This is a genomic window from Photobacterium sp. 2_MG-2023 (assembly GCF_030547675.1).
Classification (GTDB): Bacteria; Pseudomonadota; Gammaproteobacteria; order Enterobacterales; family Vibrionaceae; genus Photobacterium; species Photobacterium arenosum.
Map to the genome: position 1 here is coordinate 56377 of NZ_JAUOQQ010000023.1, position 25290 is coordinate 81666.

The 25290-nt window shown below is 51.3% G+C and carries 25 protein-coding genes; 16 read left to right on the plus strand and 9 right to left on the minus strand.

Going from position 1 to position 25290, the window contains the following annotated elements; genetic code table 11:
• Window positions 1-33: 33 nt before the first annotated feature.
• Both rpmA and rplU read right to left on the minus strand, forming a co-directional pair.
• The gene (rpmA, locus tag Q4491_RS16805; protein WP_027251812.1) at window positions 34-294 is read right to left on the minus strand and encodes a 50S ribosomal protein L27; all 261 of its coding nucleotides are present in this window, start codon (window positions 292-294) and stop codon (window positions 34-36) included.
• A gap of 18 nt (window positions 295-312) precedes the next feature.
• Entirely contained in the window at window positions 313-624 is a 312-nt protein-coding gene (gene rplU, locus Q4491_RS16810; protein ID WP_027251813.1) for a 50S ribosomal protein L21, read from the minus strand.
• A 277-nt stretch (window positions 625-901) separates the two neighbouring features.
• Here rplU and ispB point away from each other — a divergent pair, with 277 nt between their 5' ends.
• On the plus strand, window positions 902-1873 hold the full coding sequence (ispB, locus tag Q4491_RS16815) for an octaprenyl diphosphate synthase (protein ID WP_192015409.1): 972 nt from the start codon (window positions 902-904) through the stop codon (window positions 1871-1873).
• A gap of 211 nt (window positions 1874-2084) precedes the next feature.
• Entirely contained in the window at window positions 2085-2276 is a 192-nt protein-coding gene (locus Q4491_RS16820) for a hypothetical protein (RefSeq protein ID WP_218383580.1), read from the plus strand.
• 100 nt (window positions 2277-2376) lie between these two features.
• On the opposite strand, the gene mdh is transcribed toward Q4491_RS16820, so the two are convergent.
• Window positions 2377-3315 carry a malate dehydrogenase gene (mdh, locus tag Q4491_RS16825; protein ID WP_192015407.1) on the minus strand — a complete coding sequence of 313 codons (939 nt, stop codon included), beginning with the start codon at window positions 3313-3315 and terminating at the stop codon, window positions 2377-2379.
• A gap of 370 nt (window positions 3316-3685) precedes the next feature.
• Between mdh and argR the strand changes: the two genes are divergently transcribed.
• The 4 genes from argR to Q4491_RS16845 all read left to right on the plus strand — a co-directional run bounded on the left by argR (window position 3686) and on the right by Q4491_RS16845 (window position 8684).
• Window positions 3686-4156, plus strand: a complete 471-nt coding sequence (gene argR, locus Q4491_RS16830) for a transcriptional regulator ArgR (protein ID WP_027251817.1) — start codon at window positions 3686-3688, stop codon at window positions 4154-4156.
• A gap of 283 nt (window positions 4157-4439) precedes the next feature.
• Window positions 4440-5408: a TAXI family TRAP transporter solute-binding subunit gene (locus Q4491_RS16835; protein WP_192015406.1), complete on the plus strand. Its 969-nt coding sequence runs from the start codon at window positions 4440-4442 to the stop codon at window positions 5406-5408.
• Between the two features lie 160 nt (window positions 5409-5568).
• On the plus strand, window positions 5569-8172 hold the full coding sequence (locus tag Q4491_RS16840) for a TRAP transporter permease (RefSeq protein ID WP_303459161.1): 2604 nt from the start codon (window positions 5569-5571) through the stop codon (window positions 8170-8172).
• A gap of 71 nt (window positions 8173-8243) precedes the next feature.
• Window positions 8244-8684 (plus strand): universal stress protein, encoded by a 441-nt coding sequence (locus Q4491_RS16845; protein WP_192015404.1) that lies wholly within the window; start codon window positions 8244-8246, stop codon window positions 8682-8684.
• Between the two features lies 1 nt (window position 8685).
• On the opposite strand, the gene Q4491_RS16850 is transcribed toward Q4491_RS16845, so the two are convergent.
• On the minus strand, window positions 8686-9306 hold the full coding sequence (locus Q4491_RS16850; protein WP_192015403.1) for a flavin prenyltransferase UbiX: 621 nt from the start codon (window positions 9304-9306) through the stop codon (window positions 8686-8688).
• Window positions 9296-10666: a UDP-N-acetylmuramate:L-alanyl-gamma-D-glutamyl-meso-diaminopimelate ligase gene (gene mpl / locus Q4491_RS16855; RefSeq protein ID WP_218383584.1), complete on the minus strand. Its 1371-nt coding sequence runs from the start codon at window positions 10664-10666 to the stop codon at window positions 9296-9298. The genes Q4491_RS16850 and mpl overlap by 11 nt, the downstream gene beginning before the upstream one ends.
• A gap of 193 nt (window positions 10667-10859) precedes the next feature.
• On the opposite strand from mpl, the gene fbp reads away from it, so the two are divergent.
• Window positions 10860-11876, plus strand: a complete 1017-nt coding sequence (gene fbp / locus Q4491_RS16860) for a class 1 fructose-bisphosphatase (RefSeq protein WP_192015401.1) — start codon at window positions 10860-10862, stop codon at window positions 11874-11876.
• 147 nt (window positions 11877-12023) lie between these two features.
• Complete coding sequence (ppa, locus tag Q4491_RS16865) at window positions 12024-12554, plus strand: inorganic diphosphatase (RefSeq protein ID WP_027251823.1); 531 nt, start codon at window positions 12024-12026, stop codon at window positions 12552-12554.
• A 64-nt stretch (window positions 12555-12618) separates the two neighbouring features.
• Here ppa and Q4491_RS16870 read toward each other — a convergent pair whose 3' ends face one another.
• From Q4491_RS16870 to Q4491_RS16880, 3 genes are read right to left on the minus strand one after another with little or no spacing between them, the layout of a single operon-like run.
• Window positions 12619-12978: a gamma-glutamylcyclotransferase gene (locus Q4491_RS16870; protein WP_303459165.1), complete on the minus strand. Its 360-nt coding sequence runs from the start codon at window positions 12976-12978 to the stop codon at window positions 12619-12621.
• A gap of 17 nt (window positions 12979-12995) precedes the next feature.
• On the minus strand, window positions 12996-16769 hold the full coding sequence (locus Q4491_RS16875) for a translocation/assembly module TamB domain-containing protein (protein ID WP_303459166.1): 3774 nt from the start codon (window positions 16767-16769) through the stop codon (window positions 12996-12998).
• A complete protein-coding gene (locus Q4491_RS16880; RefSeq protein WP_225445128.1) occupies window positions 16766-18433 on the minus strand; it encodes an autotransporter assembly complex family protein in 1668 nt (555 codons plus the stop codon). Before Q4491_RS16880 ends, Q4491_RS16875 begins: the two co-directional genes overlap by 4 nt.
• A gap of 261 nt (window positions 18434-18694) precedes the next feature.
• Here Q4491_RS16880 and msrA point away from each other — a divergent pair, with 261 nt between their 5' ends.
• A complete protein-coding gene (gene msrA, locus Q4491_RS16885) occupies window positions 18695-19327 on the plus strand; it encodes a peptide-methionine (S)-S-oxide reductase MsrA (protein WP_218383589.1) in 633 nt (210 codons plus the stop codon).
• A 32-nt stretch (window positions 19328-19359) separates the two neighbouring features.
• On the opposite strand, the gene Q4491_RS16890 is transcribed toward msrA, so the two are convergent.
• Window positions 19360-19575, minus strand: a complete 216-nt coding sequence (locus tag Q4491_RS16890; RefSeq protein WP_192015396.1) for a DUF1107 domain-containing protein — start codon at window positions 19573-19575, stop codon at window positions 19360-19362.
• Window positions 19576-19887: 312 nt separating this feature from the next.
• On the opposite strand from Q4491_RS16890, the gene Q4491_RS16895 reads away from it, so the two are divergent.
• The 7 genes from Q4491_RS16895 (at window position 19888) to Q4491_RS16925 (ending at window position 25097) form a co-directional block, all read left to right on the plus strand.
• Entirely contained in the window at window positions 19888-20445 is a 558-nt protein-coding gene (locus Q4491_RS16895) for a YtfJ family protein (RefSeq protein ID WP_192015395.1), read from the plus strand.
• A gap of 69 nt (window positions 20446-20514) precedes the next feature.
• Complete coding sequence (locus Q4491_RS16900; protein ID WP_192015394.1) at window positions 20515-20811, plus strand: hypothetical protein; 297 nt, start codon at window positions 20515-20517, stop codon at window positions 20809-20811.
• 46 nt (window positions 20812-20857) lie between these two features.
• On the plus strand, window positions 20858-21454 hold the full coding sequence (locus Q4491_RS16905; RefSeq protein ID WP_303459171.1) for a DUF2796 domain-containing protein: 597 nt from the start codon (window positions 20858-20860) through the stop codon (window positions 21452-21454).
• A gap of 50 nt (window positions 21455-21504) precedes the next feature.
• Entirely contained in the window at window positions 21505-22197 is a 693-nt protein-coding gene (locus Q4491_RS16910; RefSeq protein ID WP_237793724.1) for an ABC transporter ATP-binding protein, read from the plus strand.
• A complete protein-coding gene (locus Q4491_RS16915; RefSeq protein ID WP_303459174.1) occupies window positions 22194-23453 on the plus strand; it encodes an ABC transporter permease in 1260 nt (419 codons plus the stop codon). The genes Q4491_RS16910 and Q4491_RS16915 overlap by 4 nt, the downstream gene beginning before the upstream one ends.
• A 9-nt stretch (window positions 23454-23462) precedes the next feature.
• On the plus strand, window positions 23463-23951 hold the full coding sequence (locus Q4491_RS16920; protein ID WP_303459175.1) for a DUF3299 domain-containing protein: 489 nt from the start codon (window positions 23463-23465) through the stop codon (window positions 23949-23951).
• 258 nt (window positions 23952-24209) lie between these two features.
• Entirely contained in the window at window positions 24210-25097 is an 888-nt protein-coding gene (locus tag Q4491_RS16925; RefSeq protein WP_303459178.1) for a TIGR03899 family protein, read from the plus strand.
• The last annotated feature ends 193 nt before the right edge of the window (window positions 25098-25290 follow it).

Genomic DNA, 25290 nt, shown 5'->3' on the forward strand with positions numbered 1-25290 from the left:
GGCAGGGCTTTCACGTTCTTAACGAAACTGAATTTATTCAGCAGATTCGATAGAAACGAATTTACGGTTTTTAGGACCTTTCACTTCGAATTTCACTTTGCCATCAGTCAGAGCGAACAGAGTGTGGTCTTTACCCAAACCTACGTTGTTACCAGCGTGGAACTTAGTGCCACGTTGACGAACGATGATGTTACCTGCCAGTACAGATTCGCCACCGAAACGCTTAACACCTAGGCGTTTACTTTCTGAGTCACGGCCGTTACGAGTAGAACCGCCAGCTTTTTTGTGTGCCATCTCTAAACTCTCCTATTATTAAGCGCTGATGCCAGTAATTTTGACTTCAGTGAACCACTGACGGTGGCCCATTTGCTTACGAGAATGCTTACGACGACGGAACTTAACGATTTTTACTTTATCGCCGCGACCGTGCGTAACAACTTCAGCAGTCACTTTACCACCCGCAACGAATGGTGCACCAACTGTTACTTCTTCACCGTTAGCAACCAGCAGAACTTTGTCAAATTCAACGTTCGCACCAGTTTCAACGTCCAGTTTTTCCAAGCGTAAGGTTTGGCCTTCGCTTACTCGGTGTTGCTTACCACCACTTTGGAAAACAGCGTACATGTCTTACTCCGCTTATCCGCATAGGCCATTTGCCACGGCAAAATTGGGCAATGGGTATGCGCTTAATCTTGTCATCAATAGGGCGCGAATATTACTGGAAAACGCCGAACATGGCAAGCCGTTGGCTAAAGAAAATTGGTGAAAAGCTGCTCAACAGAAAAAGTCGCCTAAATAGCTGCAATGTAGGTTAGGAAGCCGGGAAGATTTTAGTGTAGTATGCGTGCATAATTCTTATTTTGATTGCGCCGATACGGCTAACAATTTTGCTGGATGTATCATGGATTTCAAAGCTATCCAAGCACTCACCGCTGACGACATGGCGGCGGTTGACGCAAAGATTCAGGCCCAACTCACTTCAGACGTCGCCCTGATCAACCAACTGGGATTTTACATTGTCAGCAGCGGTGGCAAGCGTTTGCGCCCCATTCTGGCAATTCTGGCCGCCCGGGCTCTTGGTTACCAGGGTGAAAAACACATCACCGCTGCGGCATTTATCGAATTTATTCACACCGCCACTTTGCTCCATGACGATGTGGTGGACGAATCTGATATGCGGCGCGGGAAAGCAACAGCCAATGCCGCATTCGGCAATGCGGCCAGCGTACTGGTCGGTGATTATATCTACACCCGCTCCTTCCAGATGATGACCAGCCTGAGATCCCTGAAGATCCTGGACATCATGAGCGAAGCAACCAATGTGATCGCCGAAGGTGAAGTCCAGCAGTTAATGAACTGCAATGATCCTGACACTACCGAAGCCAGCTATATGCAGGTGATCTACTCCAAAACGGCGCGACTGTTTGAAGCGGCAACCCAGGTGGCAGCCATTCTTTCAGATGCGCCAGAATCGGTAGAGCAAGCGCTGCAAGACTATGGCCGTTATCTTGGGACCGCCTTCCAGCTGATTGACGATGTGCTTGATTACAACGCCGATGGCGAGGAGATGGGCAAAAACGTGGGGGATGATCTGGCGGAAGGCAAACCCACCCTGCCGCTGCTTCACGCCATGCACCACGGTAACCCAGAGCAAACCGCCATGATTCGCGCCGCGATAGAGCAAGGCAACGGGCTGGATAAACTGCAACCGATTCTGGCCTGTATGGAAGAGCACGGCTCTCTGGCTTACACTCAGCAACGCGCTGAAGAAGAAGCAGACAAAGCCATTGCCGCCCTGTCGGTACTGGCCGAAAGCGAGTATAAAGATGCGCTGATCGCGGTCGCCCGGCTGTCGGTCAATCGCACCAAATAAACCCGCCCCTTCAGCGAAAACGGCCTGACTCCTGTCCAGGCCGTTTTTTGTTGCACTCTCTTGCTACACAGCCCCGGCAGCCAAGCTGTTCGACACGATTTTCACTCACGGAATGGCTCTGCACTGAGCTCAAATTCTCTTTACGCTATAGTTATACAAGGTAAAGGGATACCTGTGCCCTGACCGTTTCTTCCCAAGACGGAGGTGACGCATGCAAGCCAATCAACTGAAAAAAGGAATGTGGGTAGAATACCCGCAAGGGATCGCTGAAGTGATCGAGATAGATCCGGATCATGACACTGCATTGATCGAGAATCTGAAGGATCATAAAAGGATCCATATCCCGTGCAGTGAACTGACCGACGAGCCTCAGCTGCACAGCGGCTGCGGCGACTATTACTGAGCAATCTCCCTTATATGCCAATGCCAGAAACAACAAAGCGGCCGGAGGGCCGCTTTGTTCATTGTCGTCAGGCCATGACGGCCTGGTGTCGGATACCGGCTTATTTCGCCGCGAACTCTTCACCCAGAGCGATATCGCCTTTCAGGGTGTCCAGCATGCTGTCCAAGGCATTCTGCTCGAACGCGCTCAGGCTGCCGTAATCCAGCACTTCTTCCACGCCGTCTTTACCCAGACGAACTGGCTGAGCAAAGAAGCGAGCGTGCTTGCCGTTGCCTTCCACGTAAGCGCATTCAACCACATTTTGCTCACCCTGCATGGCACGCACCAGTGCCAGACCAAAACGGCAAGCCGCCTGACCCATAGACAGAGTGGCAGAACCGCCGCCCGCTTTGGCTTCAACCACTTCCGTACCCGCGTTCTGGATGCGAGGAGTCAGTGCTTTCACTTCTTCTTCAGTGAACTCAACACCTTCAACCTGAGACAGCAGAGGCAGGATAGTCACGCCTGAGTGGCCGCCGATGACAGGCACATTCACGTCACGCGGGTTCAGGCCTTTCAGCTCACCAACAAAGGTTTCTGAACGGATGATATCCAGCGTAGTCACACCGAACAGCTTGCGCTTGTCATAGACGCCGGCTTTTTTCAGAACGTCTGCTGCGATAGCCACAGTCGTGTTAACCGGGTTAGTGATGATACCGATACAGGCATTTGGACAGACAACCGCAATTTTTTCAGCCAGTGATTTCACAATACCAGCATTGACGTTGAACAGATCCGCACGGTCCATCCCTGGTTTACGGGCAACGCCAGCAGAAATCAGCACCACATCCGCACCTTCAAGTGCAGGGGTTGGATCTTCACCAGCATAACCTTTGATAGAAACAGGAGTTGGGATGTGGCTCAGGTCAGCAGCAACACCAGGGGTAACAGGGGCAATATCATAAAGTGCCAGGTCAGAGCCGGCAGGCAGTTCATTCTTCAGTAGCAGAGCCAAAGCCTGGCCGATACCACCAGCCGCACCAATAACAGCAACTTTCATTTTCGTTCTCCTTTACGATAGAAGTCAGGGTTCATCAGACAGACCCCTTCAGATAGAATTCAGGCCGTATACCCAATGTTTCAAACCCTTACTAATGTCTCTCAGTTTCTCGGGCACCAAGACGGTATAGCAAGCCTAAAAGAAAAACAATCATGCCCCCTCAGCTTTGCGAAGTTGCGCAGGGGCCAGGATTGTTTTTTCTTCCACCGAAAAAGACAAAAACTGTCTCAATAGTGGATTTATTTAATAGTTATGCAGTCGGCTAAGCTATTAACAGTAACCTAGTTCCAAGTTCGAATGAACATTGTTTGCTACCTACTAACAGGTTGTGACAAAATATGGACCCTCTCCCTGTACATGAAATTTACTTATGCGTAGTTCTGATAAACAAGAACGCTTGATAAAAGCATTCAAATCCATACTCAAGGAAGAAAAATTCAGCTCTCAAGGTGAGATAGTCGATGCCTTGAAAGCGCAGGGCTTCGATAACATTAACCAGTCGAAAGTGTCACGGATGCTGACCAAATTCGGCGCGGTACGTACCCGCAACGCTAAAATGGAAATGGTGTATTGCCTGCCCGTAGAGCTGGGCGTACCGACCATCAGCAGTCCGTTGAAAGAACTGGTCATGGAAGTGGGTTATAACCATGCCATGGTCGTGATTCACACTGGTCCGGGCGCGGCGCAAGTGATCGCCCGTTTGCTTGACTCACTGGGCCGCGCCGAAGGTATCTTGGGTGTTGTAGCGGGGGATGACACGATTTTCATCACACCAACCCTGACCACAACCGCTGAAGAGCTCTTCGACTCTGTCTGCTCGCTGTTTGATTACAGTAAGTAAGTCAATCTTCAGGCAACGCCCTCTCCGTTTACCCTGAGAGGGCGTGCTTCTTCCCCCCTTTCCCGCCCCGTCTTTTCCCGCTTGGTTACCCTGCTTTACAGTGGATAGTTATGCTCTGAAATATGGTCAGTTGTCGCAATATCATTACTTTTTCACAAAAAGGTTTTTACATTATTTCAATAATACGCCGATCGTTTGCTATTATCTCTTTGATTTGTTTAAAGCATTGCGGGCCGTGTACCTGCAGCACTGATAAGAAATAACACAACAGGAAGGGATCACAATGGCGTTTACAAAACTGTTAAAAGTCAGCGCATTATCTGCCACCGTTCTTGCCTCAGGATTGGCGCAAGCGGAAGAGTTCATCACTATTGGTACAGGTTCTGTCACCGGTGTGTATTATCCTACCGGCGGTGCTATCTGTAAGCTGGTGAACAACGATCGTAAAACCAATGGCATTCGCTGCTCTGTCGAATCAACCGGCGGGTCTGTATACAACGTGAACACTATGCGAGCCGGTGAACTGGATTTCGGCGTGGTGCAGTCTGACTGGCAATATCACGGCTATAACGGTACCAGTGAGTTTAAAGAGTTAGGTCCGTATAAAGAAATGCGTGCTGTTTTCTCACTGCACACAGAACCGTTCAACATTATTGCCCGTACAGATTCAGGCATTAATAACCTGGATGATCTGAAAGGCAAACGCGTCAATATTGGTAACCCGGGCTCTGGTGACCGTGCCACCATGGAAGTAGTGATGACTACCATGGGCTGGAGTAAAGATGACTTCAAACTGGCGGCCGAGCTGAAGGGCTCTGAGCGCTCTCAGGCCTTGTGTGATAACAAGATCGACGCCTTTGTTTACGTAGTTGGCCATCCGAACGGTTCAATCAAAGAAGCAACCACTTCTTGTGATGCCAAACTGATTCCGGCTACAGGTGCTGCTATCGACAAACTGGTGGCCGACAATCCTTACTATGCAAAATCGACCGTACCGGGCGGCATGTACCGTGGTACCGACAGCGACGTCAACAGCTTTGGTGTTGCCGCGACGTTAGTTTCTTCAACCAAAGTATCGGATGATGCGGTGTATGCGCTGGTCAAAGCCGTGTTTGAGAACTTCCATGTTTTCACTCGCCTGCACCCAAGCTTCGCCAACCTGAAGAAAGAAGACATGATCAAAGCCGGTATTTCCATCCCATTACATCCGGGCGCAGAGAAATACTACAAAGAAGTGGGTTTGATCAAATAAGCCAACAGCTGTTCATCCTGCAAAGTGCACCGTCTTGACGGTGCACTTTTTGTCTGTCAGAGCACAAAAATGTCCCCTGTCAGATCAATTAGCCAGACTACAATAAAAACTGAAACCTCAAACAGTTAATAACGGATCGCTCCTGAAATAAGGAAGTAGCATGACAAAAACCAACCATGACGATGTCCAGAACATGGTGGCACAGGCGGATACCGGCGCACGCAGCCCCAAAGGGGTGCAGGGACAAGTTCTGTGGGTTGCCGCACTTTGCTGGTCATTGTTCCAGCTTTGGTATGCCTCTCCGCTCCCTTTTATATTTAATGTCGGCATCTTCAACGATACCGAAGCACGTTCTATCCATTTGGCATTTGCCACTTTTTTGGCCTTTACTGCCTTCCCTGCCCTAAAGGGTTCACCCAGGGATCACATTCCACTGCAAGATTGGATCCTGGCGCTGCTGGCGAGTTTTTCTGCCGCCTATATCTACCTGTTTTACGAAGTCTTATCCGGGCGTTCCGGCGCGCCAACCACGCTGGATGTCGTCATATCTGTGCTAGGGATGCTGTTGCTTCTTGAGGCAACGCGACGGGCACTGGGCCCTCCACTGATGGTGGTCGCCTCTGTTTTCCTGCTGTATACCTTCGCCGGCCCTTACATGCCGGATGTCATTGCGCACAAAGGTGCCAGCCTTAATAAAGCCATGTCGCACTTGTGGCTGACCACTGAAGGCGTCTTCGGGGTTGCACTGGGTGTCTCTACCGCCTTTGTTTTCCTGTTTGTGCTGTTCGGCTCGATGCTCGAACGGGCGGGTGCTGGCGCCTATTTCATCAAAGTTGCCTTTTCGTTACTTGGTCATATGCGCGGCGGTCCGGCAAAAGCGGCCGTGGTCGCATCCGGCTTGTCTGGCCTGGTATCCGGCTCGTCCATTGCTAACGTGGTCACCACGGGCACCTTTACTATTCCGCTGATGAAACGGGTGGGCTTCCCTGGCTACAAAGCCGGGGCTGTTGAGGTTGCGGCCTCAACCAACGGCCAGCTCACGCCGCCCATCATGGGTGCAGCGGCATTTTTGATGGTGGAGTATGTCGGCGTCTCTTATGTCGAAGTAATTAAGGCTGCTATTCTGCCGGCCCTGATCTCTTATATTGCCCTGCTTTACATCGTCCATTTGGAAGCATGTAAAGCCGGTATGACAGGTCTGCCCCGTCATTATCAGCCCACGCTGGCGCAAAAACTGACCTCTTTTGTTGGTACCATAGTCGGCCTGATGGTGCTCAGTGCCATAGTGTATTACGGCATCGGCTGGACCAAAGACGTGTTTGGCGCTGCTGCCACACCTATCATAGCGGTTGTGATCCTGATTGCTTATGTCGCTCTGGTTCGTCTGGCGGCCAACTATCAGGATCATCTGCTGGAAGATCCTGATCAGGCACTAACCGAAGTACCGGATCCCGGCCCGACAGTGAAATCCGGTTTGTACTTCCTGCTGCCCATCGTTGTGCTGGTCTGGTGTCTGACCGTTGAGCGTTTCTCGCCAGGCTTATCAGCTTTCTGGGCAACGGTGTTTATGATTTTCATCCTGCTGACCCAGCGTCCGCTCATGGCTATCTTTACCAAAGAGCAGACGCTGACAGAAGCAGGTCAACAAGGCTGGCACGATCTGCTGGAAAGTCTGGTCACCGGCGGGCGTAATATGATAGGTATCGGTGTCGCCACTGCCGCCGCCGGTATTATCGTGGGCGTGGTGACACTGACGGGCGTAGGCCTGGTGATGACCGACTTCGTCGAATTCATCTCAGGCGGCAACATTATGCTAATGCTGCTGTTTACCGCCGTGATCAGCCTGATCCTCGGTATGGGGCTGCCAACCACGGCGAACTACATAGTGGTGTCGACCCTGATGGCACCGGTTATTGTCACCCTGGGGGCTGAAAACGGCCTGATCATTCCGCTGCTGGCCGTACATCTGTTCGTGTTCTATTTCGGTATTCTGGCTGATGATACCCCGCCGGTCGGTCTGGCTGCATTTGCGGCCGCCGCGATTGCGAAAAGCGATCCTATCCGTACCGGTATTCAGGGTTTCACCTATGATATCCGCACCGCCATCCTGCCCTTCATGTTCATTTTCAATACCCAGCTCTTGCTGATGGACATTGATACCTGGTGGCACCTGTTCCTGACCGTAGCGTCCGCTGTCATTGCCATGCTCACCTTCTCTTCGGCGACCCAGGGATGGTGGTTCACCAAAGTCAAATGGTGGGAGTCCATCCTGCTGCTGTTGATCACTTTCTCGCTGTTCCGCCCCGGTTTCTGGTGGGACATGGTCTATCCGCCCAAACACGAAATGCCGGGAAGCCTGATTGTCGATGCCGCCGATAAACTGGCCATTGGTGAGCCGCTGGAAGTCCAGGCGACAGGGATGGATTTGATGGGCGATCAAGTGACCAAGCATGTACTGCTGCCGTTTGATAAGCAGGCTGTCGATCCGAATGAGAAAATTGCCTCGACCGGACTGATGCTCAAGCAGGAAGGCGAGAAAATGATGGTTGAATTGGTTGAGTTTGGCAGCCCGGCCGAGCAGGCGGGTATTGATTTTGGCTGGGAGATTGTCACTGTCAGCCTGCCGGCGGCCAGACCAATGAAAGAGTGGGTCTTCGTACCAACGCTGGCTCTGCTGGCTTTACTGGGCTGGAATCAGCGGCGAAAAGCCAAACGTGACGCTGCCGTCAAAGGTGAAACACACAAAAATGCGGAACAAGGCTAAACTCTAGTCAGCACAGAAATTCAGCCACAGGTGCCAACACCGGCCTGTGGCTGCCTGACAGAGAGGATGCTATGTACACCCACATTCTGGTGCCTGTCGATCTCAACGAGGAAGGCTTTGGTGACAAAGCGGTTGAGCTTGCCGTCTGGCATGCCCGCCAGTCAGACGCTGTTATTCACTTACTCAACGTTCTGCCGGGCATTCATCTCGCAATGGTGTCTAACTATTTCCCCAAAGATGCCGCGCGCAAAATGCTGCAGGACACCCAGCAGAACCTGAAACACTTCGCCGAACAACATATTCCCGCCGATGTCCGTCATATTGAAACCGTGTCGGAAGGAAAAATCTGGTCCACCATAGTTGATCATGCCCGCCAGGTAAAAGCGGATCTGATCATTATGCCCAGCCACCAGCGCTCCACGATAGATAAACTGGTACTGGGTTCAGTGGCGGCCAAAGTGGTGGAAAATGCGCCCGGCAATATCCTGATCATCAAACCAGAAGGGTTATGATTCAGGACGGGCGATGATCATAGCCCCAGCGCGGAACCAGTCCTTGCCCGACGCCAAGATGATCCAATATGCGCGCCACCATGAAATCGACCAGATCGTCGATAGACTTCGGCTGATGATAAAAGCCGGGGGCGGCCGGCATGATGGTTGCTCCCAGGTTGGAGAGCTTAAGCATATTTTCCAGATGCAGGGAAGAAAACGGGGTTTCCCTGACCACCATCAGCAGCTGACCGCGCTCTTTCAGCACCACATCCGCGGCGCGTTCCAGCAGATTATCCGACAGGCCGTGAGCTACCGAGGCCAGAGTACCCGCAGAACACGGGCAGACCACCATTTTTTTCGGCGCGGCAGAGCCGGACGCCACCGGAGAAAACCAGTCTTCTTTTCCGCAGACCGTCAGTTTATCGCCCTGGTAATTCAGGTGCTCTGTCAGTACCGCCTGTGCCGCTTCGGGGCCTGCAGGCAGTTTCAGGCCATGCTCGGTAGCCAGAACCACTCTGGCCGCTGAGGATATCAGCAGGTAAACCTGGTAATCGGCCGCGAGCAGGCACTCCAGCAAACGCAGCCCGTAAGGTGCACCGGATGCCCCTGTCCAGGCCAGTGTAATGCGCTTATCCTGCATATTGGTCTCCCCGTGCCAGCGCGGCAAGCAGCTTGTTATGAATACCGCCGAAGCCACCATTGCTCATCACCAGGATAGTATCGCCGGGACGGGCGGCAGCCACTATGTGTCCGACTAAAGCATCAATGTCGGCGTCGCACACCGACGGCTGCGGGCAAAGATCAGCGATGTCCTGTACCGACCAGGGAATCGTGTCCGGCTGAAACAGGAAAACTGCATCCGCTGCTGACAGTGCTGGGGCCAAATCGGTTTTATGCACACCCAGTTTCATGGTGTTTGAGCGCGGCTCCAATACCGCCAGAATGCGCGAATCCCCCACCTTGGCACGTAATCCGCCCAGAGTCAGTTCCACGGCTGTCGGGTGATGGGCGAAATCGTCATACACTTTAATGCCATTCTGCTCACCTTTCAGCTCCAGCCGGCGCTTGGTATTGACAAAACGCGCCAGCGCCTCGCAAGCCAGCTCAGGGATCACGCCGACATGCCGCGCAGCGGCGATCGCCATCAGGGCGTTGCTGACGTTGTGATCCCCTATCAGATCCCAGCGCACAGTGCCCACGGTTTTACCGGCAAAAATCACATCAAATTCACTGCCGTCCGGCTTGTGCTTTTTCGCTTGCCAGTCACCGTTTTCACCGCTGTATTCCAGCTCGCTCCAGCAGCCCATCGCCAGCGTTTCATCAATGGCAGGCACGCCGTGTGGAGCCAGAATCTTACCTTCCCCCGGCACAGTACGGACTAAATGATGAAACTGGCGCTGAATGGCGGCCAGATCCGAAAAAATATCTGCGTGATCGAACTCCAGATTGTTCATTAACAAGGTACGTGGTCGATAATGAACAAACTTAGAACGCTTATCGAAAAAAGCACTGTCGTATTCGTCCGCCTCAACAACAAAGAAACAACTCTCGCCTAAACGTGCGGAAACACCGAAGTTTCCCAGCACACCACCCACCAGAAAACCGGGCTGGTAACCACAGTCTTCCAGGATCCAGGTCAGCATGCTGGCTGTCGTGGTCTTACCATGGGTACCCGCCACCGCCAGTACCCAGCGGTCATGTAACAAAAATTCCTGTAACCATTGCGGGCCTGAGGTATAACGCAGGTTTTTATTCAGCACATACTCAACGCATGGGTTGCCCCGGCTCATGGCATTGCCAATCACCACCAAATCCGGTGCTGGCTCTAGCTGCGAAGGATCATATCCCTGAATAATTTCAATGCCTTGTGACTCCAGCATTGTGCTCATCGGCGGATATACATTGGCATCACTGCCGGTCACTCTATGGCCAAGCTGCTGTGCCAGCATGGCGGCTCCGCCCATAAAAGTGCCGCAGATTCCGAGAATATGGATATGCATAACTGTCAGCTCACAAAATAAATATTGGTCACGACCACGCTTCAGTGTTACTTCGTTACCATAAAAAAGATCTTTAGATACAATTGCATCAAACAATAACTGGCCAATGGCCAAGGGTACAGTTCAATTGCCCGAAAAGAGGCATTGTACCGAATATTTATCCCCCCATGACAACACGATGCAAGGATTGTATATGTCCGATATTAGAACCCTTGGCGAGTTCATTGTCGAGAATCAGCATGACTTCCCCCATGCCAGCGGTGAACTGTCTTCTCTATTGGGTTCCATTAAACTGGCGGCCAAAATCGTAAACCGTGAAATCAACAAAGCAGGCTTGGTTGATATCATTGGTGACGTTGGCAGCGAGAATGTCCAAGGTGAAGCCCAAAAGAAACTTGATGTGTATGCCAACGAGAAATTCAAAGCTGCACTGGAAGCCCGTGGTCAGGTCTGCGGTGTGGCCAGTGAAGAAGAAGATGAACTCGTAGTATTCAATAAAGAACTGAACCGCGAAGCAAAGTACGTGGTATTGATGGACCCACTGGATGGTTCTTCGAATATTGACGTAAACGTTTCCGTCGGGACGATTTTCTCCATTTACCGCCGCGTAACTCCGGTTGGCGGCCCGGCTGAGATTGAAGACTTCCTGCAGCCTGGTGACAAACAAGTGGCGGCGGGTTACATCATTTATGGTTCATCCACCATGCTGGTGTACACCACAGGCAATGGCGTTCATGGTTTCACCTATGATCCGTCACTGGGGGTATTTTGCCTGTCGCACGAAAATATGACGATCCCGGATGATGGCCAAATCTACTCCATCAATGAAGGTAACTATTTCCGCTTCCCGCAAGGCGTGAAAAAATACATCAAGTTTTGCCAGGAAAACGAGCCGGAAGATAACCGCCCTTACACCTCGCGCTATATTGGTTCACTGGTCGCCGACTTCCACCGCAACTTGCTGAAAGGCGGCATTTATTTGTATCCAAGCACAGCGACCCACCCTAACGGTAAGCTGCGCCTGTTATACGAGTGCAACCCGATGGCATTTTTGATCGAGCAGGCGGGCGGTATTGCCTCTGACGGTAAAAATCGCATCATGGAAATCAAACCGACTGAACTGCACCAGCGCGTGCCTTTCTTTGTCGGCTCAACCAAGATGGTTCGCAAAGTGGAAAGCTTCCTGGAAGCCTTCCCGGACGCCGAGTAATCCCGTTGCTATGCCCGGTCTCAGCACCGGGCATTTTTCCTGTCTGACCCCGCATCTCTCCCTCTTGGTGTTAGAAGCTGTTTTTTTCACAGCGACTGGTTATAATTCCCGGCGACAAAATCATCTGAAACTATTAAGGAATTCATCATGAGCCTGAACAACGTCCCTGCAGGTAAAGAACTGCCAGAAGACATCTACGTTGTCATCGAAATCCCGGCAAACGCTGATCCAATCAAATACGAAGTCGATAAAGACTCTGGCGCGGTATTCGTAGACCGTTTCATGTCTGCGCCTATGTTCTACCCATGCAACTATGGTTATGTTAACCACACCCTGTCTCTGGACGGTGACCCGGTTGACGTTCTGGTTCCGACGCCGTATCCGCTGCACCCTGGTGCCGTGATCCGCTGTCGTCCGGTTGGCGTTCTGAAGATGACTGATGAGTCAGGTGAAGATGCGAAAGTGGTTGCTGTACCGCACAGCAAGCTGACCAAAGAATACGATCACATTAAAGATGTGAACGATCTGCCAGAGCTGCTGAAAGCGCAAATCACTCATTTCTTCGAACGCTACAAAGAGCTGGAATCTGGCAAGTGGGTGAAGGTAGACGGCTGGGCTGACGTTGAAGCCGCTAAAGCTGAAATCCTGGAATCTTACAAGCGCGCTCAGGAAAAATAATCCGGCGTGATTGTTATCCAGTGAAAAACGCTCCCGAGGGAGCGTTTTTTTGTGGGCGAAGCCATCACAGTGAAGGCCAGCTCGACCAGTCTCCCCGCGGGATCAGCAAAGCACGGTCAAGCGGCTGCAGGTAGAGGTAGATCCAGGCCAGTCCGAACGGTGTCTCCACTTGCTCGCGGCAGTATTCTTCTCCCAGCCCTTCCAGAATATCGAGTTCGCGGAAAGTGTCGGCATCCACGTCATACACTTCGCCAAACAGCATACCCTCAGCCCCTGGCTGTTGTATCGCGGCAGGGTAAGGGCCGAGATCATACATGGCATAACCTGCAAGCTGGCACTCTCCCAGATAATGGGCCCGACACAGCAACCCATGATTAGACTGGCCGCGACGCAAACTGCCGTAAACAAAAACCCGTGTGTGCACAGCTAGCAACATCCTTATTAGTTAAACTCAAACTGATACAGTAAATCGACGGCACTGTCGAGCCCCGATACCGCTTCGATATACAAATCCTGCAACAGCTTGTACCTGACGGTAAACTCACCGATAGGGCTAAAGATACCCACGCCGTATTTAACCTGTAGTCCAGGATAGACATAACCGCTAATAGTGACCTGAGAGTCATCGCCGGCACCCGCCGTATCCAGCGCCAAATCCTGAATACCGAATGCCTCGCCGACATTGCCGACCAGCTGGCTGCTGCGTGACAGCCCCATGCTGATCAGCGCCGTGGTCATTGCACCGCCCCCTTCCGGCGATTCGCTGTCGAGATCCCGACCGCGTAATACGTATGACAGCGCATTCTGTTGCGGCATAGCCGGATCAGAGAAAATATCCACCTTGGGCTCATCGGCCGGGCCAGTAACCCGGATACCGGCTGTCACATCGTCTTCAATGTTGTTCGGATTCCGAATTGCTTCCACCGACAGGTAAGGCTGATCCGCTGGCCCATTGAAGGTTATCTGGCCTTTACGAATCACCAGCTCCTGACCAAAGGCCCGGTACGTCCCGTCGTCGACTCTAATTTCACCATAGACTAACGGGGCTTTGTCCTGCTGGTTGACTTTCAGATTCCCTGACAGCCCGGCATCCAAACCGAAGGCCGATAAACGCACATCCGGGCCAATCTTCACCATCACATTGGTTTTGATGGCAAAAGGCACCTTGTTGCCAGTATCCACCGGCTTGAGATCATCGGTCAGCAGGATTTCATCATCGGAAACCTGTACCGCAGATTCCGGCAGACGGTCTACTGTGATCCTGCCCCATGGAATTGAGACTGTGCCGCTGATTTCAGCCACCTGGGGTGCTGCACTGATCTTCAGATTAGGCGACACCTTCATGGCAATCATAGGCGGTACGTTCACTTCAAGCTCACGCCCGTTCACCTTCAGATTGGTACTCCAGTTAGCCATATCGGCCCAGTTCGCATCGCCTTGCAGCACCAGACGCCCATCCGGGGTATCCAGCTTGCCGCGCAGTATGGCGCTATAGCCACTGAACGTGGCGACGATCTCGCCTCGTTCAAGATCCAGCGGGACTTTTCTGCCAATCGCTTTCAGCTCGGTAACTTTGAATACGCCGTTAACCTGGGGCTGCATAATCGGCCCGGTTAAATGCAAATCTGTGTCCACCCGACCTTTAAAAATATCGTAATCAGCGACCAGTGGTTGCAGAAAATCCAGCCGGAACGTATCCAGTTTTACTTTGGCATCTATCTGCTGTTCACCTGATAACTGGGTAATGCGGGCATTGCCTGACAAATCTCCGTTATCTTTAACGGCCACCAGCCAGTCTGCCGTGAGCACGTCATTGCGCATATCCGCATTGAGGGTGATTTTATCCCAGCCAAGCGCCAGCGGTGGCTGATCTGCCGCCGCCTGTTGTCTGAATCCGCCAGCAGGCAAGGTTACCTGAGCCTGCAAAACAGGCGCTTGTTGCGGTGACCAGCCGGCGTTAACTGTCGCATTGGCTTCACCGTCCAGTTTTACCTCAGGTGGCAGGAATGGCTGCAGGATGGAAAAACCGAGTTTATTGATGGCCAGGCTCGCCTGGCCACTCGCGCCAGCATCCAACGGCTGAGTCAGACACACAGAGGCGTCTTGTTGCTGCCAGCAATGCGGTGCGACAGAGACACTCTGCTTTCTCAAGTTGTATGCCAGCGCCGTGGGTTGATTCAAGCGCCACGGGCCAACAGGGGTTTCGAGGTTGCCGCGTTGCAGCATCCCCTGCCAACCTTGCTGTCTGTCCAGGCTGCCTTGCAGCGCCAGAGCGGTACTGACAGGTTCACCACTCAGGTCCACCCGCAGTGTGTGCTGGGCTTCGGTTCCCTGAAAAGTAATATCCAAGGCTTCCAGCTTGGCCGCATCCTGGTAACTGCCTTCTCTGGCACTCAGCGTAATATCTGCCGTCAGGGCAGGAAGTGGCGTCACCCGGCCGCTCAGGTTCAGGCTTTTTAGCTGTGCCAGATCTTGCCAGCCCAATGCCTGTCCCACTAAGTTCAGATCGATTGTTGGCTCGGCCAGCGTGCCGCTTAATCGCACATCGCCATTGACCCTGCCACGTAAACCGGGCACAGACTGCGCAAGGTCGGGGGCATTGACCAATGCAGACAGATCCCAGGTTTGCTTCAGGCTCCCTGTCGCATTCAGCCCATTCGGCCCGTGCTTCAGCACCAGACCTTGCGTCACCAGCTCCAGATCCCCTTTGCCGCTCACATCCTGGGCATCAAGCTGGCCTGCCAGAGTGAAAGGCTGACCTATTACTTCACCATCCACATTCAGTTCGGGCAATTTGACAAACCAGCCACCTGCCGCCGTTAATCCGCCTGAGGTACTGAGCTTACCACTCAGCTTACCTTCCACTTCGGGCCATTCCAGTCCAGGTTGAATATCGCTAAAGGAAAGGTTGCCCTGCCAGCTCACGGTTTTGGCCCAGCTCGCCTGAGCGTTGCCCGTAACCTGACCACCCAGGCTATTGACGGTCAGACTTTCCAGGACAACATCAGCCAGAGAGCCTGTTCCCTTCAGGCTGACATCGACGGCCGGCATAGGCTCGCCGTCCGCCTTGGTTGCGGCGTCAAACCTAAAGCTGTCTAAGTCCCCTTTTGCATTGATGGCCGTCTCTTTGGCAACAAAATCAGGCTTGTCATCAAGCGGCCACTGTAAGTGACTACTTACCACCTTGAAGTCAAAAGGAAGGTCGGCATCCAGCGGAGACAGTTTTCCCGTCACCTTGGCATCCAGTTTTCCACTCAGTGCAATATCCAGCACCAAATGCTGCAATGACCCTGACGCCGACAGATTGATATGGTGTCCCTGCACCGGCTCCAGCGCAATGTCAGATTTGGCTTTCAATGTCAGCGGGTACTCACCACTTAATTCAGCTTTCCCTTCGGCATCAAGTGTGGCTTGCGGTACATCAACAAACAAGCGGGTCAGTGTTACCGTGCTTTTTTCTGCTTCTGCGATCAACTCCAGTTCATTCACTTTCTGCGGCGTTGCACTTTCCAGCAAAAAGTCTTTCACGGTAAAGCGCTCCACTGTAACTTTCAGCGGCAACACCACCTCAGGCAGCACTATGCGCTCACGCTTTTCCTGGGTATAGGCTTCTGCGACATCTTCTGCCTGTTCTTCAGTCTGCTCCTGAATCTCTTTCTCAGCCGGTGGTGCCAGGTTCAGCACTATGCCTTCCCAGTCTGTGGGTTTCAGGGTCAAGTGGCCGCCCTGCATCTGGGCAGCTGAGCTGAAACGCTGCCAGCGCACTTTATTACCCAGAATATTCAGATCGATGTCATTCAGCGTCAAACGATCCAACCGAACAGGGACAGGCAACGCGATTTCTGTCAGTGGCTCACCCGGTTCTTCTTCCTCCGGCGAGCCTGGCGGTAAATCGGGCATAGAGAATGTCAAGCCACTCAGGCTCAGCTCTCGCACGCAAAGTGCCGGAATCGGCAGACAATCATCATTGATAGCCAGGGTGAGGCTGTCGCTATTGAGCGCCAGCAAATCATCCTTGTAGCGAACACCACTGAGTGTAAATCCTTTCAGCAGGGCGCCGGTGCTGTCTTGCACTGTGAGTGCAGGTACGGCCTTCTGGGCTCCCCATAAAGCAATTCTGACGCCAACATGAGTATATAACAGGGCCCAAAGCGCCAGTGTTAACAGTAATACGAACGTCAGCAGGCCAATGGTCAATCTTTTCAGCCAGATCATAATTCAGGCCCCAGCACGAAGTGTATTTGGAAACGATCGTCAGGTTTATCCAGCCCCCAGGCGAAGTCGAGCCGTATCGGGCCAACCGGCGACGCCCAGCGTATGCCCACACCGGCTCCTGCCTGCCAGTCCGGGTTATCTGTCCAGGACGAGCCGTAATCGTAGAACAGAGCTCCCCACCAGTTGCCAGTCAGCCGGTACTGATATTCCAGCGTAGACGCCAGCATAAACTCACCACCAATTTGCTGACCTTCGCTGTCACGGGGAGAAATGGACTCGTAGCTGTAGCCACGCAAGCTGTTATCCCCACCAATGAAAAAACGCATGGACGGCGGAATGTCTTCTATCCTTTCCGCCCAGATAGCCCCGGCGTCCAGACGGGCCAGCCCCCGGTGATCGTCAGCAAAGGTGCGAATCCAGGCACTGCGTCCGCGCAGCTTTGCCAGGCGGGTATCAGAACCCAGGGCGGGGTCGGAATATTCCAGTTTCAGCAGTTGCTTGTCTCCCCAGGTCGGCCAGCTGCCACCGCGCAACCGGGTGCGGTCAATGCTGACGCCGGGAATAACCATAAAGGCGGAGCCTGTCTCAAAAGCGCCCTGATTGTAGTCCTCGTATAGCAAACGCACAGAGGCCACCCCGTTCCAGACCTGATCAAAGTTCCAGTGACGTTCAACGCCAAGATGGTACTCGGTACTGATAGTGTCGTGGTTGTCCACATAGCGAATCGCCCCGATTAACTGGTAGTAATCATCCAGCACATTTTCGAGCGGAATTTTATAGGTCGCTTCAACTTTCGGCTGCACTTTAGAGATCTCGGTGCGGACATCCAGACTATGACCTTCACTGTTTATCCAGGGTTTACGCCAGTTGAATTTCAAACGCGCACCGACATCGGTCGAATAGCCGATACCAGTTTCGATTTTATTTCTCACTTCCGGCCTGAGGTTAACCTGAATAGGCACCACATCCCCTTCCAGATCGCTCACATCCCCGCCGACGAAAATGGAAGAGAACCAGCCCACGGTCGACAGGCGCTGATTAAACTCCCCCACTTGTGAGACCAGATAATAGTCACCTTCATCAAACGGCGCTAACGAACGAACTTTCGCTTCATTGATCTGGCTGCCGGTGATGAAGATATCGCCGTACTTATAACGTTTGCCGGAATCAAATTCGATATGAATAAAAGCCTGATTACGGCCGGGTGCCACTTCCAGCCGGCTGATTTTCAGCTCGGCATCAAAATAGCCTTTGCGCAGCGCCAGGCTTTCCAGGCTGGATTTGAACGAATCGTACTTGCCGTGGTTAAGGGTTCTGCCCAGTTCTAAATCGCTGTCGCGTTTGAGAACAAAGAAATCCAGATCATCAGCGGCTTCACCCTTGATCTGAATATCACTTCTGGCAATTTTGGTACTCGGGCCGGCATCAACCGTGACAGTCAGGGTGCTGTCCTCGCCGTCTTCTTCAACACTAAAAACGATATCAGGCTGATAGCGCCCCAGTGCTTTCAGTGCGGTACGGATTTCTTTTTCAACCTGGCCTTTGAACCTTAAAGACGTGCTGTAATCTTCCTTAGCAATGGCAGCAATATAAATATCCACATTTTTCTTCAGACTGCCTTTCAGCCCGACAATGGTAAGTTCTGTCTCTGCCAAAGCTGGCATTGTTACCACTAAAGCGACGACTGCTAACAAGCAGCGCCGAAACAAGATTATCATTCTTATTTGTCTTCACTTATTAGAATGTTATTAGATTACGCGCATACTTTATTGTGACAAGAGCTGAGCGAAGTGCCAACCTTTACGCACGAAAGAAAATCACCATGTCAAAGCCGGTCTGCACATGAGCAGAGTCACTCTCCTATTGATTGTCAGTCGTGAATCCTCTACTTTCAGGCTTATTAACAGTGCAATTAGGAAAACAGTGTGATGGATAAACAGCAGATAATCTCTCCGGAAGCAGCCCTGCCAGGCCGTTCAACACCAGTGATCCCCTCTGAAATTCACGCCATCTTTGGCACCCGAATAGATGCTGCTGTACCTGATGGTATGGAAGAAATCGTGCTGGGGATGGGATGTTTCTGGGGCGCGGAACGCCTGTTCTGGAAACAGCCTGGTGTCATCAACACAGCAGTAGGCTACAGTGGCGGCTTTACCCCCAATCCGACCTACCAGGAAGTCTGTACCGGACAAACGGGACATACTGAAGTGGTCCGCGTAATTTTCGATCCGACACAAACCACACTGGACAAGCTGCTTGCTCAGTTTTGGGAAAGCCATGACCCAACACAGGGCATGCGTCAGGGTAACGACATTGGTACCCAGTATCGCTCTGTTATTTACACCACCAGCCAGGAGCAACAGGCTCAGGCAGAAAGCAGCAAGGAAAAATACCAGTCGGCCCTGCAGGCAGATCAGCGAGTTGCCACTATCACCACTGAAATCTTACCTGCCGCTGCATTTTACTACGCAGAAGATTACCACCAGCAGTATCTGGAGAAGAATCCGCAGGGCTACTGCGGCCTGGGCGGAACCGGTGTTTGCATGCCTCCTCAGTAAATTTCTCAGCCAGCGTCAGGTCAGCCCTGGCGCTAGCTGCTATAACTGGCGGCTGCCAGTACCTGAATTTCTTTGTTCACTTCCGACAACACGTTCAATGCTTTTTTATTGCGACTGGCAGGGGGGAGTAACCGTCCGCAGTCAAACTCGAAAGCCCCGATACCTACGATGAACAACCGGCCCCGAAAGTAGCTTTTCACATAACGTGCAATCTGGTTTGGACGATATTGTTTAAATATTTTCAGCATAATATCCCTCAACACACAGAACTTGTGACCCTTAATAGACAAAAAAGTTGCCTCGTTTGTGTCAAAAATATGCAAAACGCCTGCCAGTTGTATTTTATTGTTCTTAATGCGACGCGACTGACTCGCCCAACTTTAGGACATGACGCTTCAATCTGCCCAATTTCTTTGCCAGGGCGGTATTTCACTCCTCACATTTCTGGCAACTGACAGATGAAAACAGTGATACGCTTCAAGGATAACAAACTGGTTCTACCAGTTATTGAAAACTCAACTACTATAAGGCAGCACAACCATAAACAAGGAATAACATTCATGACCATGAAGTCACTGCTATCACTTTGCGCATTGTTACCCGCACTCACGTTACCGGCTCATGCCCATAATCTGACAGTCGGTCAGCCTTTACCCAGCACCAGCGTTGCTGATAAAGGTGAGCTGATTCTGCAAGGCAACGACATTGTCTATCAGCCTTGGCAAACCAGCCAGCTGAGCGGTAAAGTCAGGGTGATTCAAGCCATTGCCGGACGAAGCTCAGCCAAAGCGCTCAATGCCCCTTTTATTGAAACCATCAAGTCCGCCAACCTGCCCAATGATAAGTACCAGACCACTACCATCATCAATCAGGATGATGCAATTTGGGGGACCGGCAGTTTCGTTAAGTCTTCAGCTGAAGACAGTAAAAAGGAATTTGCCTGGTCATCTATTGTCCTTGATGCTAACGGTCAGGTTCGTTCCCGCTGGGAGCTGAAAGAAGAAAGCTCTGCCATTATCGTGCTGGATCCAGCAGGCAAAGTGGTGTTTGTGAAAGAAGGCGAGTTAAGCCGCAGTGACATTGATCAGGCAATGTCAAAAATTCAGTCTTTGCTGTAATCTGCCTTCCGAGCAAGGGTGTAATAATATATCATTACACCCTCTTTTACGTATGGCAGGAACAGGGAAGTGCATATCCGGGTCGATAAGGCATGGCATAAAGGCATTTTGGCATTGGTCTTCGGCTTGTTCATTCTGGCCAGCCCCATCCAGATCCTGCACGATTTCAACGCACTGAATCCAGCGGTACACTCAGAACATCCATGCCCATACTGCCACGCATTTCCTGCAGGATTACCGACGGCAACCCCTAGCTTACTGCCAGATTCTGCGATCCCCATACAGCACAGCATTATCAGCCTCTGGCATGCCGACTGGCTGAGCCCGTTTCCGACAGCCAGAGATCCCCCCGTCAACGTCCAATAATCCGGCAATTTAGCCCTCAACATTATTCTTATTATTGGAGTTTTACATGCATACTCACAACTTACGTGCTGCTTCCTGGCTGCTGGCGTCTACAGCTGTCTGCTCTTTGCCCTCTTGGGCCAACACCCAGCATGATGCACATGTGCACGGTCAGGTTGAACTGAACATTGCTCAGGATGGGAACGATCTCTTATTGGAAATCACAGCACCGGCATCTGATGTTCTTGGTTTTGAACATGCACCCCATACAGAGGCTGAGCAACAAGCCCTGAGCACCGCGCTGCAGCAACTCAAGCAACCCGCCTCGCTGTTAGCTCTGCCGGCGGAGGCCAGATGCTCACTGCAAGCCAGTCATATCACTCACACATTACCGTCACATTCTGATGATGAACATGAAGGTCATGACGAGCATGAGCATGAGCATGAGCATGAGCATGAGCATGAGCATGAGGACCATCATGGCCACGCCGAATTCAGTGTCCAGTCAGTTTATCGTTGCGAGCAGATTCAAGAGCTAGGGCAGCTGACACTGAACTGGTTCTCACATTTTCCCGCCACTGAAAACATCCAGGTTCAAGCAATCAGCGATAAGGGCCAAAAAGCCGCAACCCTGAATGCTGCTCAACCTGTATTTCGTTTTTAAGTTAGCTCACAGCCAGGGAGTCTGCAGGCTCCCTTGCATCGGAGACAATCATGACTGTCATGTCTTTGGAAAAAATACGTTTTCGCTGGCCAGATCAAGACACCGACACCCTTAACATTCCGGCATTTTCTCTGGCAAAAGGGGAGAAAGTCTTTCTTAAAGGGCCCAGTGGCAGCGGGAAATCCACTCTGCTCAGTGTCATGGCGGGGATACACAAGCCACAACAAGGTTCCATTCACTTGCTGGATCAGCCTTTCAGCAATCTGTCTTCTTCGAAAAGGGATCGTCAACGCGCTGATCATATTGGCTATATATTCCAGCAGTTTAATTTGCTTCCCTATTTATCCGTTCTGGACAATGTATTACTACCCTGTCATTTTTCAGCACGCCGCAGGCAGGCGACTCAGCATCCGACCCAGGAAGCGCGCCGTTTGCTGCAAGCGCTGCAATTACCTGCCGAGTGTCTGGACCGCCCTGTCACACAGCTCAGTATCGGGCAACAACAGCGTGTTGCCGCCGCCCGTGCTTTGATTGGCCAGCCAGCCCTGCTTATAGCGGATGAACCGACATCGGCACTGGATCATGAAAACCGTAATCACTTCATCCGATTGCTCATGGAAGAGTGCCGGCAAGCCAATACCAGTCTGCTTTTTGTCAGTCATGATCCGACACTAACGACAGATTTTGACCGTGTGCTGGATCTTACCGATATGAATATGCATAAGCCGGGGGACAGATCTTGAAAACCATGATACTCCTTGCATGGCAAAGCCTGCTTAACCGCAGGGCCACAGCGTTACTGACTATTCTCACCGTCGCCATTTCCACCACCTTGCTGCTCGGTGTAGAAAAAGTCCGTACTCAGACCAAAGCCAGTTTTGCACAAACCATTTCAGACACAGACCTGATTGTTGGCGCACGCTCAGGGCAGGTCAATCTGCTGCTCTATTCCATTTTTCGAATTGGTAATGCCACCAATAATATTGACTGGAAAACCTACCAGACACTAAGCGAACAGAAAAATGTGAAATGGACAATCCCCATTTCACTGGGGGACTCTCATCAAGGCTTTCGTGTTATCGGCACCAATCAAGATTATTTCCGCCATTATCGTTATGGCAGCAAGCAGCCACTGTCTTTTAGTCAAGGTGAAATGTTTCACGGCCTGTTTGAGACAGTGATCGGATCTGAGGTTGCGCGAAAACTGGGGTATCAACTCGGTGACAAGATAATCATTGCGCATGGGATCAGTGATAAAGCTTTTACTCGCCACGATAACCTGCCCTTCGTGGTGACAGGTATACTGGCGCCAACCGGCACCCCGGTCGATCGTAGTGTACATGTGTCGCTAGGTGCCATAGAAGCCATTCATGTGGGATGGGGGACCGGAACCCGCCTGACAAATGCCTCCCAAATCGGAGCACTGGATCAACAATATTTCGAACCGAAACAGATCACTGCTGTTCTGGTGGGACTTAACTCGAAAATTCATACTTTCGCACTGCAGCGCTTCATCAATAATTTCCCAGATGAGCCCTTAAGCGCCATTATGCCAGGAGTCGCCCTTCACGAACTGTGGGGAATGATGTCAGTTGCGGAGCAGGCACTGATGGTTGTGTCTGTTTTCGTTGTCATAGCTGGCTTACTTGGCATGTTATCCAGTTTGCTGACCAGCCTGAATGAAAGACGACGCGAAATGGCTATTTTACGTGCAACAGGAGCAAGACCGGGCTGGATAGCAGGGTTGCTCTTTCTGGAAGCAAGCGTACTGACATTAACAGGGATCGTTACCGGAATGGGGTTACTGTATAGCAGCCTTTGGCTCTGCCATGACTGGTTGCTTGAAACTTTCGGCCTCTTCTTACCTTTCAGTCCACCGAGCATTTACGAGTGGATTCTGATGGCCCTTATTTTATCGGCAGGCATGCTCACTAGCCTGATTCCGGCACTTCGTGCATACCATTTTTCATTAGCCGATGGCATGACCATTCGCATTTAAGGAGATCACATGAAATACTGGTTGTTTGCTTTATGCTGCTGGTTCCCTCTGACAGTTGCAGCCCAGGAACCACTCACGCTGGATTGGTTAGATTTAATACCCGAGAAAGAAAGAAACCTGTTTAATCAGCAAGGCATGCCTGTTACGAATCATCAAGGTGATCAAACGGCTATTCAGCAACAGATAGGATCAGTTCGAACTGAACTGGACGGAAGTCTGGTGAAAATTCCCGGTTTTGTCATTCCTCTGGAAGGCGATGAAAACACCATTACCGAGTTTTTACTCGTACCTTATTTTGGTGCCTGCATCCACGTACCGCCTCCACCACCGAACCAAATCATCTATGTGAAGTTTCCTAAAGGCGCACCCGTTCAGCAACTCTGGGATGTTGTATATGTGGTAGGAAAGTTAAATGTGCAAACCATAGAGCACGAGCTTGCAGAAACCGGTTACCTGCTCCACGGCTCGCTGATTGAAGAATACGACGATGCCGGATAAGTAGCCTTACTGACTTTTGGCTTATCTTACACATGCGCAGCAAGGTAAGCCAAAATCACGACATACCCAAGTAGTAATAACACTTCTGTTAATCGCTTACTGAATTTTTTCGTCATCAGCCCCTCCTTGATAGCACAGCTTCATCACGCCGGGCGACCCACAAATTTAACCATCTATTAACACAAAAGTCACGCCTCTTGCCAAAGATAACGATCAAATGTAAAAACTATAGGTATAACTGTTGAGAGTGAAACTTGTATGCAAACCGAAAGTCAGGCCAGTAATGAGCCAAGCCATGTAGTACCGGTAACAGATAAGAAAAGTCATTCAAAGAATGCAATAAAAAGTAGCCGCTTTCGGGTTCAATCCATAGCTCGTCATAATGACGTGAATGCTCAGATCGACGAAGATCACGATAAAACGCTACAAGAACGCAGTGAAAATCGCCAACAAAACATACGACAGCGGCAGCAACAGAATTTAGAGCGTATCTTCAGGCTTTGTTATGACAGCTGCTCAGATGAAACAGCAGGAGAGCCTGATCCTGACTGGATCCATCATTTCATTACCATCGCCCAGGATATTTACAGCCCCTCAATGCAGAAGCTATGGAGCCGTATCCTTCGTCAAGAAATTATTACCCCTGGCTCTATTTCACTAAAAGCGATGATAACCTTCCAGCAGATGACGCAGCGTGACGCTCAATTATTTCGGCGAGCCTGCTTGTTAGCCTGCCATTTCGGCCAAGATAGCAGCAAAAAGCTGCTAACAGGTCTGAAGTATCGTACAGGTTTCCTTCTTAAGCAGCCATCCATCGACAGGCTCAATCTGGGACACTACCAGTTACCGTATTCACATTTGCTGGAGCTAATGGGTTTGGGGCTGATATTAAACACTGAATTAGAGTCGGGAAAACTCCAGAATGGTACGCCCCTGCCTTTTCATTATCAGGGGAATGAGTATCAAATCCAGCCTGCCCAAAATGGCTTAAGCTTGCTATATTACCGCTTTTCTCCTGTCGGTCAGGAGATTGCTCAGCTACTTGGAAATCACCGTAATGAAGAATATGAAATTCACCTGACTGAGCTCCTCAATAAGCATTTTATCGTTACAAGTGATGCGTTTACGCACCACCCAGTAATCTAAGCCTATTTCTGATGGTACTAGCCCAGCCCCTCGCAAGTAAGTAGACGACGTCCTCTACAAGCGGTGGAGTAAATACCAAGTAGCAAAAACCAGCCATTGCTGACTGGTTTGCTCTAATACCATTCTGGAAAATTAACTGGTCAGGTCAATCCATTGCCGCGAGCACATCTTTTTGACTCGCTGAGTGCATTGC

Bases quoted from the DNA above. Each gene is read 5' to 3' on its own strand.
- rplU (WP_027251813.1), bottom strand. From the start codon at position 624: ATGTACGCTGTTTTCCAAAGTGGTGGTAAGCAACACCGAGTAAGCGAA.
- Q4491_RS16875 (WP_303459166.1), bottom strand. From the start codon at position 16,769: ATGATCTGGCTGAAAAGATTGACCATTGGCCTGCTGACGTTCGTATTA.
- Q4491_RS16835 (WP_192015406.1), top strand. From the start codon at position 4,440: ATGGCGTTTACAAAACTGTTAAAAGTCAGCGCATTATCTGCCACCGTT.
- mpl (WP_218383584.1), bottom strand. From the start codon at position 10,666: ATGCATATCCATATTCTCGGAATCTGCGGCACTTTTATGGGCGGAGCC.
- Q4491_RS16840 (WP_303459161.1), top strand. From the start codon at position 5,569: ATGACAAAAACCAACCATGACGATGTCCAGAACATGGTGGCACAGGCG.
- Q4491_RS16920 (WP_303459175.1), top strand. From the start codon at position 23,463: ATGAAATACTGGTTGTTTGCTTTATGCTGCTGGTTCCCTCTGACAGTT.
- Q4491_RS16820 (WP_218383580.1), top strand. From the start codon at position 2,085: ATGCAAGCCAATCAACTGAAAAAAGGAATGTGGGTAGAATACCCGCAA.
- ppa (WP_027251823.1), top strand. From the start codon at position 12,024: ATGAGCCTGAACAACGTCCCTGCAGGTAAAGAACTGCCAGAAGACATC.
- Q4491_RS16850 (WP_192015403.1), bottom strand. From the start codon at position 9,306: ATGCAGGATAAGCGCATTACACTGGCCTGGACAGGGGCATCCGGTGCA.
- fbp (WP_192015401.1), top strand. From the start codon at position 10,860: ATGTCCGATATTAGAACCCTTGGCGAGTTCATTGTCGAGAATCAGCAT.
- rpmA (WP_027251812.1), bottom strand. From the start codon at position 294: ATGGCACACAAAAAAGCTGGCGGTTCTACTCGTAACGGCCGTGACTCA.
- Q4491_RS16905 (WP_303459171.1), top strand. From the start codon at position 20,858: ATGCATACTCACAACTTACGTGCTGCTTCCTGGCTGCTGGCGTCTACA.
- Q4491_RS16925 (WP_303459178.1), top strand. From the start codon at position 24,210: ATGCAAACCGAAAGTCAGGCCAGTAATGAGCCAAGCCATGTAGTACCG.
- Q4491_RS16880 (WP_225445128.1), bottom strand. From the start codon at position 18,433: ATGCCAGCTTTGGCAGAGACAGAACTTACCATTGTCGGGCTGAAAGGC.
- Q4491_RS16910 (WP_237793724.1), top strand. From the start codon at position 21,505: ATGACTGTCATGTCTTTGGAAAAAATACGTTTTCGCTGGCCAGATCAA.
- Q4491_RS16895 (WP_192015395.1), top strand. From the start codon at position 19,888: ATGACCATGAAGTCACTGCTATCACTTTGCGCATTGTTACCCGCACTC.
- ispB (WP_192015409.1), top strand. From the start codon at position 902: ATGGATTTCAAAGCTATCCAAGCACTCACCGCTGACGACATGGCGGCG.
- Q4491_RS16845 (WP_192015404.1), top strand. From the start codon at position 8,244: ATGTACACCCACATTCTGGTGCCTGTCGATCTCAACGAGGAAGGCTTT.
- mdh (WP_192015407.1), bottom strand. From the start codon at position 3,315: ATGAAAGTTGCTGTTATTGGTGCGGCTGGTGGTATCGGCCAGGCTTTG.
- argR (WP_027251817.1), top strand. From the start codon at position 3,686: ATGCGTAGTTCTGATAAACAAGAACGCTTGATAAAAGCATTCAAATCC.
- Q4491_RS16890 (WP_192015396.1), bottom strand. From the start codon at position 19,575: ATGCTGAAAATATTTAAACAATATCGTCCAAACCAGATTGCACGTTAT.